The 10,933-nt window shown below is 72.6% G+C and carries 11 protein-coding genes and 2 rRNA genes; 3 read left to right on the forward strand and 10 right to left on the reverse strand.

Translation table 11 applies throughout. The annotated features are described in order from the left end of the window. Positions 1-164: 164 nt before the first annotated feature. Positions 165-833, forward strand: a complete 669-nt coding sequence (locus tag AB0K51_RS10285) for a TrkA family potassium uptake protein (protein WP_363452652.1) — start codon at positions 165-167, stop codon at positions 831-833. Continuing rightward, positions 833-1,489, forward strand: a complete 657-nt coding sequence (locus AB0K51_RS10290) for a TrkA family potassium uptake protein (RefSeq protein WP_363452654.1) — start codon at positions 833-835, stop codon at positions 1,487-1,489. Before AB0K51_RS10285 ends, AB0K51_RS10290 begins: the two co-directional genes overlap by 1 nt. A gap of 49 nt (positions 1,490-1,538) precedes the next feature. Here AB0K51_RS10290 and AB0K51_RS10295 read toward each other — a convergent pair whose 3' ends face one another. The 4 genes from AB0K51_RS10295 to AB0K51_RS10310 form a co-directional block, all read right to left on the reverse strand. Next, positions 1,539-2,258, reverse strand: a complete 720-nt coding sequence (locus AB0K51_RS10295; RefSeq protein WP_363452656.1) for a DUF3159 domain-containing protein — start codon at positions 2,256-2,258, stop codon at positions 1,539-1,541. After that, positions 2,255-2,665 (reverse strand): OB-fold nucleic acid binding domain-containing protein, encoded by a 411-nt coding sequence (locus tag AB0K51_RS10300; protein ID WP_363452658.1) that lies wholly within the window; start codon positions 2,663-2,665, stop codon positions 2,255-2,257. Before AB0K51_RS10300 ends, AB0K51_RS10295 begins: the two co-directional genes overlap by 4 nt. 64 nt (positions 2,666-2,729) lie before the next feature. Then, the gene (locus tag AB0K51_RS10305) at positions 2,730-3,410 is read right to left on the reverse strand and encodes a response regulator (protein WP_363452660.1); all 681 of its coding nucleotides are present in this window, start codon (positions 3,408-3,410) and stop codon (positions 2,730-2,732) included. Then, positions 3,407-5,977: a sensor histidine kinase KdpD gene (locus AB0K51_RS10310; RefSeq protein WP_363452662.1), complete on the reverse strand. Its 2,571-nt coding sequence runs from the start codon at positions 5,975-5,977 to the stop codon at positions 3,407-3,409. Before AB0K51_RS10310 ends, AB0K51_RS10305 begins: the two co-directional genes overlap by 4 nt. Before the next feature lie 125 nt (positions 5,978-6,102). On the opposite strand from AB0K51_RS10310, the gene AB0K51_RS10315 reads away from it, so the two are divergent. Next, a complete protein-coding gene (locus AB0K51_RS10315; RefSeq protein WP_363452664.1) occupies positions 6,103-6,930 on the forward strand; it encodes a patatin-like phospholipase family protein in 828 nt (275 codons plus the stop codon). 47 nt (positions 6,931-6,977) lie between these two features. Here the strand turns inward: AB0K51_RS10315 and AB0K51_RS10320 are convergent, their stop codons facing one another. The 6 genes from AB0K51_RS10320 to AB0K51_RS10345 all read right to left on the reverse strand — a co-directional run. Continuing rightward, complete coding sequence (locus AB0K51_RS10320; RefSeq protein WP_363452684.1) at positions 6,978-7,643, reverse strand: ABC transporter ATP-binding protein; 666 nt, start codon at positions 7,641-7,643, stop codon at positions 6,978-6,980. An 8-nt stretch (positions 7,644-7,651) separates the two neighbouring features. Beyond that, positions 7,652-8,503, reverse strand: coding sequence for an ABC transporter ATP-binding protein (locus tag AB0K51_RS10325; RefSeq protein WP_363452686.1), 852 nt, complete (start codon positions 8,501-8,503; stop codon positions 7,652-7,654). A 372-nt stretch (positions 8,504-8,875) separates the two neighbouring features. Then, the gene (locus AB0K51_RS10330; protein WP_363452666.1) at positions 8,876-9,493 is read right to left on the reverse strand and encodes a hypothetical protein; all 618 of its coding nucleotides are present in this window, start codon (positions 9,491-9,493) and stop codon (positions 8,876-8,878) included. A gap of 319 nt (positions 9,494-9,812) precedes the next feature. Next, a complete protein-coding gene (locus tag AB0K51_RS10335) occupies positions 9,813-10,511 on the reverse strand; it encodes a SigE family RNA polymerase sigma factor (protein WP_363452668.1) in 699 nt (232 codons plus the stop codon). A gap of 134 nt (positions 10,512-10,645) precedes the next feature. After that, positions 10,646-10,762 (reverse strand): 5S ribosomal RNA (gene rrf, locus AB0K51_RS10340). A 78-nt stretch (positions 10,763-10,840) separates the two neighbouring features. Then, positions 10,841-10,933, reverse strand: a 23S ribosomal RNA gene (locus AB0K51_RS10345); the annotation flags it as partial.

The raw sequence follows: 10,933 nt of genomic DNA on the forward strand, positions 1-10,933 counted from the left end.
ACCGGCTAGCGTGTCGGATGAAGAGTTAACGGGCAACACCGAGTTGCCCGGCGCGTCGGATCCCAGGCGCGGCCCACGACTCGCCCCCGAATTCCGGGGCACGGAAGGACGATGAGCGGTGTTTACGCAGGTCATGACCCCAACGGACCGGGTGAGGTAGTCGCGTGCACATCGTCATCATGGGCTGCGGGCGCGTGGGCTCCGCCCTCGCCAGAACGCTCGAGAAACAAGGCCACTCGGTCGCGGTCATCGACCAGGACCCGACGGCGTTCCGCCGCCTCGGCGCCGGCTTCAACGGCCGCCGGGTCACCGGGGTCGGCTTCGACCAGGACACCCTGAAGGAAGCGGGCATCGAGGAGGCCGGCGCGTTCGCCGCCGTCTCCAGCGGTGACAACTCCAACATCATCGCCGCCCGGGTCGCCCGCGAGAACTTCGGCGTCGAGCACGTCGCGGCCCGCATCTACGACCCGCGCCGCGCCGAGGTGTACCAGCGCCTGGGCATCCCCACCGTCGCGACCGTCCGCTGGACCGCCGACCAGATGCTGCGCCGGCTGCTGCCGAGCGGCGCCGAGCCGGTCTGGCAGGACCCGTCGGGCGCAATCCAGCTCGCCGAGGTGGCGTTCTCCGCCGCGTGGGTCGGGCACCGCGTCTCCGAGCTGGAGGCCGCCGCGGACGTCCGGGTGGCGTTCGTCACCCGGGTCGGCGAGGGCGTGCTGCCCACGCCGCAGATGGTCGTGCAGGAAGGCGATCTGGTCCACGTGATGCTGCGCCGCAGCGAGCTGGCCGCCGTCGAGGCCGCCTTCGCCAAGGGCCCCGAGGAGGCTGATCACTGATGCGCGTCGCCATCGCCGGAGCCGGTGCCGTCGGCCGTTCGATCGCGGGCGAGCTGCTCGAGAACGGCCACGAGGTCCTGCTGATCGACAAGAACCCCAACTCCATCTCGGTGGAGCGCGTCCCGCTGGCCGAGTGGCTGCTGGCCGACGCCTGCGAGATCACCTCGCTGGACGAGGCCGCGCTGCAGCGCTGCCACGTGGTGATCGCCGCGACCGGCGACGACAAGGTCAACCTGGTCGTCTCGCTGCTCGCCAAGACCGAGTACGGCGTGCCGCGGGTGGTCGCCCGGGTGAACAACCCGAAGAACGAGTGGCTGTACAACGAGTCCTGGGGCGTGGACGTCGCGGTCTCCACCCCGCGCCTGATGTCGGCGCTGGTCGAGGAGGCGGTGAGCGTCGGCGACCTGGTCCGGCTGATGCGCTTCTCCCAGGGCAACGCCAACCTGGTCGAGCTGACCCTGGCCGCCGACACCGCACTGGTGGGCACCCGGGTCGGCGACGTGGCCTGGCCGGTGGACACCGCGCTGGTCACCATCATCCGCGAGGGCCGGGTGCTGGTCCCCAGCGGCAACGACACCCTGGAGGCCGGCGACGAGCTGCTGTTCGTCGCCGCCCAGGAACGCGAGGAGGAGCTGGAGACGCTGCTCGCCGGCTGATCCCGCGAACGACGACGAAGGGCCCGCGCCGTCGGCGCGGGCCCTTCGTTCACTTCTGCTCGTCCTCGTCCTCGAGGACCTCCGCCTTGATCGGCGGCGGCGCCTTCAGCAGGATCTGCCAGGTCACGTACATCGCCAGCAGCAGCGGCGGGATGCCGAGCGCGACCTTCAGCCAGCCCAGCAGGTTGACGTTGCCGGTGAAGTACAGCGGGAAGAGGACCAGCGGCTTCAGGCCCATGATCAGCACCCAGGCCCAGGTGGCCTTGGTGTAGGCGGCCAGCCGGCCGGGGTTCTGCTTGCGCCAGGTGAACATCTCGCCGGTGATCGGGCCGAGCATCACGCCGATCATCGGCCAGCGGACCAATGCGGAGATCGCCAGCGCCACGCAGTAGCCGACGTTCCACAGCAGGCCCGGCAGGTAGAAGTCCTGCGCCTTGCCGGTCTTCATGGAGATCCAGGCACCGATCGCCACGCCGAACACGCCGCTGAAGGCGTGCTGGATGGTCTCCCGGCGGGCGAGCCGGATCACCACGAACACCGCGCACAGGGCCAGCGCCGACCAGGCGGCGACCGGCACCTTGTGGGTGATGTTGAAGGCGATGATGAAGACCAGGCCCGGCAGCGTCATGTCGACCATGCCGCGGACGCCGCCGAAGGCCTTGAGCACCGTCTCGGCCGCTTCCTTGGAGGCGTCCCGCTCGTACACGCTGTTGTCGTCGTCCTGCCGGTCGTCGGGGGTCATGCGGGCGGCCTCGGCCTCGTTGGTCACGCTGACTCGCTCCCGTGTCCCACCGGACGCAGCTCGTAGCGGGGGTTGAAGAGCACGCGACGGCCGCGTGCATGGCTGATCCGGCCGCTGGCGATCAGACGGCGGCCCGGCTCGATTCCCACGATCGAGCGACGGCCCAGCCAGACCACGTCCAGCGCCTCGGTCCCGTCGAACAGCTCGGCCTCCAGCGCCGGGACTCCCGCGCGCGGGCGGAGCGTCACCGTCCGCAGGGTGCCGGCGACGGTGACCACCTCGCGGTCGCCGCAGGCGGCGATCGGGGTGCAGCCCGCCTCGGCGGTGTCCTGCCGCAGCTCCTGCGCGGCGAGCTCCTCCGAGGAGGACGTCAGCCGGGTCAGCATGCGGCGGAAACGGCCCTGCGCCGGCGCGCCGATGTTGTCACCACTCATGCCGGAAGGGTACCGGTTCGGCACCGCCCGGCGGCAGAGCGGCAGGTCCCGTCCGGCCGTCCGTTCACGGCTCGAACCGGTATCCCATGCCCGGTTCGGTGATGAAGTGCCGCGGGTGCGACGGGTCGGCCTCCAGCTTGCGGCGCAGCTGCGCCAGGTAGACCCGCAGGTAGTTGGTCTCCTTGCGGTAGGCGGGGCCCCACACCTCCTGCAGCAGCTGGGTCTGGCTGACCAGTCGGCCGGAGTTGCGCACCAGCACCTCCAGCAGGTGCCACTCGGTCGGGGTGAGGCGGACGTCCGCGCCGTCCCGGTTGACCTTCTTGGCGGCCAGGTCGACGGTGAAGGACTCGGTGGCGATCACCGACTCGCCCTCGGCGGCGACCGGTTCGGCGCGGCGGACGGCGGCGCGCATCCGGGCCAGCAGCTCGTCCATCCCGAACGGCTTGGTGACGTAGTCGTCGGCGCCGGCGTCCAGTGCCTCCACCTTCTCGTCGGAGGCGTGCCGGGCGGAGAGCACGATGATCGGCACCCGGGTCCAGCCGCGCAGGCCGCGGATCACCTCGACACCGTCCATGTCGGGCAGGCCCAGGTCGAGCACCACCACGTCGGGGTGGCGGGCGGCGGCCAGTTCCAGGGCGCTCGCGCCGTCGTGCGCCGAGTCGACCTCGTACTTGCGGGCCTTCAGGTTGATCACCAGCGCGCGGACGATCTGCGGTTCGTCGTCCACGACGAGGACCCGGGTCATGCGGGACCGGCCTTTCGGTTGTCGGGGTGGTCGTGCAGGTCGACGGCGTCGAGCGCGACCACCATGGTGAGTCCGCCGCCGGGGGTGTCCTCGGCGGTGACGGTGCCGCCCATCGCCTCCGCGAAGCCGCGGGCGACGGCCAGGCCCAGGCCCACGCCGTTGCCGCGCGGCGCGTCGCCGTGCCGCTGGAACGGCGCGAAGATCCGCTCCCGCGCCTCCTCCGGGACGCCCGGGCCGCGGTCCACGATCCGCAGCTCGACCCGGGCCGCCCGCCCCGCCTGGTCCAGCCGGTCGGCCTTGACCAGCACCGGGCTGCCGTCCGGGCTGTACTTGACGGCGTTCTCCACCAGGTTGGCGAGCACCCGCTCCAACAGCCCGGCGTCGGCGCGCACCATCGGCAACGTCTCGGCCACGTCCAGCTTGACGCTGCCCGCCGGGACGCCGCCCAGCGCGAACGGCACCACCTCGTCCAGGTCGGTCGGCTGGATCAGCGGGGTGACGGTGCCGGTCTGCAGCCGGCTCATGTCCAGCAGGTTGTTGATCAGGTGGTCCAGCCGGTCGGCGCCGGCCTCGATGCCGGCCAGCAGCTCGGCCTCGTCCTCCGGCTCCCACTCGACGTCCTCGGCGCGCAGCGAGGTCACCGCGGCCTTGATCCCGGCGAGCGGGGTGCGCAGGTCGTGCGAGACGGCGGCGAGCAGCGCGGTGCGGATCCGGTTGCCCTCGGCCTCCCGGCGGGCGGCGGCGGCCTCCCCGGCGAGGCGGCGGCGGTCCAGCAGGACGGCGGCCTGGTTGGCGAACGCGCCGAGCATCCGCCGGTCCTCGGCGGGCACCACCCGGCCGCGCAGCACCAGGGCGAGGCGCTCGCCGACCGGCACGTCCACGTCGGCCTGCTCGGGGCCGGCCGGCGGACGCGGCCCGGCGGAGGCCGCGGTGTGCCACGCGGTGTGCGGGTCGGGACGCTCCAACAGCGCCACCGCGTCCTGCTGGAAGGTCTCCCGGACCTGCTCCAGCAGCGCCGTCAGCACCCCCTCACCGCTCGGCGCGCCGCGCAGCACGGTGCCGGCCAGCGCGGACAGGGTCTGCGCCTCGGCCTGGCTGCGGGCGGCCTGGTGGCTGCGCCGGGCGGCCAGGTCGACCACCGTGGCGACCGCGATGCCGACGGCCGTGAAGATCGCCACCGCCATGATGTTCTGCGGCTCGGAGATGGTGAAGGTGTGCACCGGCGGCGCGAAGTAGTAGTTGAGCGCGGACGAGCCGACCAGCGCCGAGGCGATCGCCGGGAACAGCCCGCCGACCAGCGCCGCACAGACCGTCAGCGACAGGAACAGCAGCATGTCGGTGGAGAGCCCGAGCCCGTGGAAGTGGGTGAGCAGCACCGCCAGCAGCGGCGGCCCGGCCACCCCGATGAACCAGCCCGCGAGGGTGCGGGTGCGGCCCAGGTCGGTGACCTTGCGGATCGGGATCCGGCCGCGGCCGCGGGCGGCGTGCTCGTGGTTGACCATGTGGACGTCGATGTCGCCGGAGTCCCGGGTCACCGTGTAGCCGACGCCCGGCCCGTACACGTACTGCCAGAACTTGCGCCGGCTGGTGCCGATGACGATCTGGGTGGCGTTGACGCCGCGGGCGAAGTCCAGCAGGCCGGCCGCCGGATCGTCGCCGAGCACGGTGTGGAAGGAGCCACCGAGGCTCTCCACCAGGGCCCGCTGCTCGATCAGCGCCTGCGGCGAGGAACCTGACAGTCCGTCGGACCGGGTGATGTGCACCGCGAGGAGTTCACCGGCCGACGCGCGGGCGGCGATCCGGGCCGCCCGGCGGATCAGCGTGGCGCCCTCGGGGCCGCCGGTCAGGCCGACCACGATCCGCTCGCGGGCCTGCCAGGTGCCCTGGATGCCCTGCTCGGCCCGGTAGCGCTGCAGGTACTCGTCGACCCGGTCGGCCGTCCACAGCAGCGCGAGCTCGCGCAGCGCGGTCAGGTTGCCGGGCCGGAAGTAGTGGGCGAGCGCCGCGTCGACCTTCTCCGGCGCGTACACGTTGCCGTGCGCGAGACGGCGGCGCAGCGCCTGCGGGGACATGTCGACCAGCTCGATCTGGTCGGCCCGGCGCACCACGTCGTCCGGGACGGTCTCGCGCTGCCGCACCCCGGTGATGCCCTCGACCACGTCGCCCAGCGACTCCAGGTGCTGGACGTTGACGGTGGAGATCACGTCGATGCCGGCCGCCAGCAGCTCCTCCACGTCCTGCCAGCGCTTGGCGTTGCGCGAGCCGGGGACGTTGGTGTGCGCCAGCTCGTCGACCAGCACGATCGCCGGGTCGCGGGCCAGCACCGCATCCAGGTCCAGCTCGGTGAAGTCGGCGCCGCGGTGCGTCATGGCACGGCGCGGGACGATCTCCAACCCGGCCAGCAGTTCGGCGGTCCGCTCCCGACCGTGCGTCTCCACGAAGCCGACCACCACGTCGGAGCCCCGCTCCCGGCGCCGGTGCGCCTCGGACAGCATGGCGTACGTCTTGCCGACCCCCGGGGCCGCCCCGAGATAGATCCGCAGTCGGCCGCGGCCCGTGTCCACCATGCCTCAGAGATTACGACTTCTGATCCGAATATCCGCTGATCAGTCCGTCACTGGGGGAGAATTGTCATCATCTTGACGGCGCGTGCGCCCCACCGGAGCGCACGCCGACTACAGGGGGAACCACCTTGCGCGGACTGGTACTCGGCGGCGGCGGACTCACCGGCATCGCCTGGCAGACCGGACTCCTGCACGGCCTCGCCGAAGCCGGAATCGACGTCCCCGGCCGCGCCGACCACGTGATCGGCACCTCCGCCGGCTCCACCGTCGCCGCCCAGCTCGCCGGCGGCCTCCCGCTCGCCGAGCTCTACCGGCGACAGACCGACCCCGGCCTGCAGAACCACGAGATCACACCTCCCTTCGAAGCCCTCGGCACGGTCATCGCCACCCTCAACCAGCTGCTGGACGAGGTCACCGACCGCACCGAACTCCGCCGCCGGCTCTGCGCCCTCGCCCTCGCCGCCGACACCGTCCCCGCCGCCGACCGGCACGCCGTCATCGCCGGCCGACTCCCCCGCCACGACTGGCCCAGCTGGCCGCTCACCCTCGTCGCCGTGGACGTCGACACCGCCGAACCGCGCTACTTCGACCGCGACTCCGGCATCCCCCTGGTCGACGCCGTCGCCGCCAGCTGTGCCGTCCCCGGCATCTGGCCCGTCGTCGAGATCGAAGGCCACCGCTACACCGACGGCGGCGTCCGCAGCTCCAACAACGCCGACCTGATGACCGGTCAGCAAGCCGTCCTCATCCTCTCCCCGATGCCCGACCAGTTCACCGAACCGGAGATCGTCGAGCTGGAGAAGACCGCCCGGGTCCTCGCCCTCACCCCCGACGACGACTCCCGCGCCGCGTTCGGCGCCAACCCGCTCGACCCGGCCGTCCGCACCCCCGCCGCCGAAGCCGGCCGCGCCCAGGCCGCCCGCGTCGCCGACCAGGTCCGCGACCTCTGGGCCTGAACCCGCCCCACCACGCGGGGGCCCGGGTCCAGCACCCGGGCCCCCGACTACTCGACGATCCGGCCGTCCCGCAACTCCAGGACCCGGTCCGCCAGTTCCATCAGCTGCTGGTCGTGCGTCGCCACCAGCGCCGTCACCCCCTCGCTGCGCACCACCGAACGCAGCAACCGCATGATCGCCAGCCCGGTGTCCGCGTCCAACTGCCCGGTCGGCTCGTCCGCGACCAGCAACGCCGGCCGGTTCGCCAACGCCCGCGCCACCGCCACCCGCTGCTGCTGACCACCCGACAGCTCCGCCGGACGCTGCGCCGCCTGCTCGCTCAGCCCGACCATCGCCAGCAGGTCGCGCACCCGCTCCTCGCGCTCCCGCACCGCCACCCGCCGCAGCCGCATCGGCACCCCGACGTTCTCCGCCGCCGTCAGCACCGAGATCAACCCGAACGACTGGAACACGAACCCGATCCGGTCCCGCCGCAGCGCCAGCCGACCCGCCTCGTCCAACCCCGCCAGATCCGTGCCGTCGATGCTGATCCGCCCCGCCGACGGGGTGTCCAGCCCGCCCACCAGGTTCAGCAGCGTGGTCTTCCCCGACCCCGAGCGGCCCCGCAGCGCCGTCAGCTCCCCCGCATGCGCCGTGAACGACACCCCGCGCACCGCGTGCACCGCCCGGTCCCCCACGCCGAACGTCCGGTGCACCCCCTCCACCACCACCATCGCCTCGGTCACCCGCGCACCTCCGACTCCTCGACCCGCCACACCCCGATGTGGTCCTCCTCCAGGGCCAACCGCACCCGGCGGCGCAGCCTCAGCGCCTCGGTGAAGTCCTGCGGCAACTGCAACCGGCCCACCCGGTCCAGCACCGCGTACTCCACCCCCGGCTCCCCGCGCTCCGGCCGCAGCACCTCCGTCGAGGTCCGGCCGTTGCGGATCCGCACCGTCCGGCGCACCTCCTGAGCCACCATCAGGTCATGGGTGACGATCAGCACCGTCACCCCCAGCTCCTCGTTCACCGCCCGCAGCGCGCCGAAGATCTCCTCACCCGTCGCACTGTCCAACTCCCCCGTCGGCTCGTCCGCCAGCAACAGCGCCGGGGCGTTCGCATTGGCCACCGCGATCGCCACCCGCTGCTGCTCACCGCCCGACATCTCGGCCGGCCGCCGCCCCGCCAACCGGCCGATCCCCAGCAGCTCCAGCAACTCCACCGCCCGCGCCCGCCGCTCCCGGCGCCGCACCCCCGCGTAGCCCATCGGCAGCATCACGTTCTCCACCGCCGTCAGATACGGCAACAGGTTCCGAGCGGTCTGCTGCCAGACGAAACCCACCGTCCGGCGACGGAAATCCAGCCGCTCGCGCCTCCCCATCGCCAGCAGATCGTGCCCCGCCACCCGGGCACTGCCCGCCGTCGGCACGTCCAGCCCCGCCAGGATCCCGAGCAGCGTCGACTTCCCCGACCCCGACGCCCCGACCACGGCCAGCAACTCGCCGTCCTCCACGGTCAGATCCAGCCCCTGCAGGGCCTGCACCTCGACCCCCTCGGCGCGATGGATCCGCACCAGGTTCTCGCAGACCACCATCGACTCCACCGGCCCGGACCCCGAACCCGTCACCCGCCCGCGCAACCCCGCCGGCTCCGACACCGCCCCCACGCCCACGGCACCCCACCTCTCCCCGGCCGGGCCCGCCGACCGCCGCTCACCGGCGGCCCGCTCGGCCGGACACCGGGGCAGTCCCCTGTTCTGCCCCGATGACCCGGCCGAGCGCATCCCCCGTCGGACCACCGCCCAAGCGGCAGCGGTCCCATCACACTTACGCGGCAGGCCAGGGGCAGGTTGCATCGAGTTCCGGAAATTTTTCGATGAACCCCAACTTTTTGAAGAACCCTGGACGGGCTCCGCCGCCTCGCTTCGACGAGCTCCCCCGCGTCCGCAGCGACCAGCTCGCCCGCCTCACTGCGCCGGGGAGTCACCCAACGCCAGGAACTCCGTCGCCGCATCCCGGAACGGCTCCGACAACCCCTCCCCCGGCCACACCCCGCGCCCACCCCGATGCACCGTCAACACCGCCACCAGCGGCCCGTCCACGTGCACGGCGACCTCCTCCGCCGCCGCCACCGGCACCTCCACCCCCAACGCCACCACCCCGCCGACCTGCTGCTCCACCACCCAGCCCGCACTCGGCGCCACGCAGTCCCCACCCGCCAGCAACCGGCCACCCACGAGCGCCGCCTCCTGCGAACTCCCGAAACGCAACACGAACTGGTGCGCCGTCACCTCCTCCCGGCCCCCGTCCGTGTAAGCCTCCCCCCACACCTGCTCGGCCCCGACCGACCGCACCAGCCTCGCCACGCACCCCTCCGCGAACGGCTCCGCAGTCTCCGTCACCACCTCGCCGGACCCCGGCGACGGCGAACCCGCCTCCGCGCTCGGCGACGCGTCAGCGGCCACCGCCCACGGCCCGTACGCCCCCAGCACACTCGGCAACCGCGACACGTCCAGCACCAGCGACCGCACCGGCGCCTCCGCCGACGCCAACGGACCCGGCACCCGATCCAGCACCACCGGCATGGGCGCCACCGAAGGGAACGACGGACCATCCGTCGGCAACGGCAACGGCGCCACCGAATCCGGCACCGGATGACCCGCCACCCCGTGCCCACCCCGCGCCGGCAACACCGACAAGCCCGACCACAGCACCGCCGCCCCGAGCACCCCCGCCCCGGCCGCCGCGCCCACCCGACGCCGCCGACGCCGCACCCCCCGACGCACCACCTCCGCCGAAGGCGGCACCGGCACCCCCAGCACCACCTCCCGCCGCAGCCCGTCGAACAAGTCCTCCAACCGCCCGGCCGGAATCGCCGGACGGTCCTCCTCGTCCACCCCGCCCCTAGACACGCGAACCACAGTCCTCCGGCACCCGCACCGGCGCGCCCTGATCCTCCGTCAACTCCACAGCCGCCGGCTCCCCGTCAGCCCCGCCGTCCCGCACCGCCGCCCCCTGCTCACCCGCGGCGCCCGCCCGAACCGGCCGCAGCGGCGCGACCACCGGCTCCTGCGCGACCGCCGCCGGCTCTTCCCCCAACAGCACCGCCAACGCCTGGCGCCCCCGATGCAACCGCGCCTTCACCGTCCCCACCGGGACCCCCTCGTCCGCGGCGATCTCCGCCACCGAACGACCCCCCATGTGATGCCACACCAACGCCGACCGCTGCGCCTCCGGCAACCGCCGCAACGCCTCCACCAACGCCACCGTCTCCGGTCCGGGGCCCGGCACCGGCAGATTCGCGTCCCCGTGCCGGATCCAGCTCTGCAACGCCGTCCGCGCCCGCCGCCACCGGCTGATCGCGATCCGCTGCCCCGTCAACCGCACCCACGCCACCGGATTCTCATGCGCCGACAGCCGCCCCCAGTGGTTCCACGCCCGGACGAACGCCTCCTGCGCGGCATCCTGCGCCTCGCCCAGATCGCCCGTCAGCGCGTACAGATGCGCCACCAGTTGCCCGTACGCCGCCTCATAGAACGCCCGAAAAGCGTCGCCGCCCCGCCCAGCTCTCTCGCCGGTGCCCTCGTCCCGCTCCACGACCATGACGCCACAGTGTGCCGCCCACCGCCGGAACCGGCAATGGTACGGACCTGTCGGGTCCTTTTCTGTCCCGGAATCTGTCAGAGAACGCGAAGAAGCCCCCTGACATCCCGTCAGGGGGCTTCTTCTGAAAGATTGTTCGGCGGCGTCCTACTCTCCCACAGGGTCCCCCCTGCAGTACCATCGGCGCTATGAGGCTTAGCTTCCGGGTTCGGAATGTAACCGGGCGTTTCCCTCACGCTATGACCACCGAAACACTATGAAACCATCCGCCACCCACCCGTATCGATGGGGGTCGTTGTTTCAGAACAACACAGTGGACGCGAGCAACTGAGGACAAGCCCTCGGCCTATTAGTACCGGTCAACTCCACCCCTCACAGGGCTTCCATACCCGGCCTATCAACCCAGTCGTCTACTGGGAGCC

The organism is Kitasatospora sp. NPDC049285, assembly GCF_040678815.1.
GTDB lineage: Bacteria > Actinomycetota > Actinomycetes > Streptomycetales > Streptomycetaceae > Kitasatospora.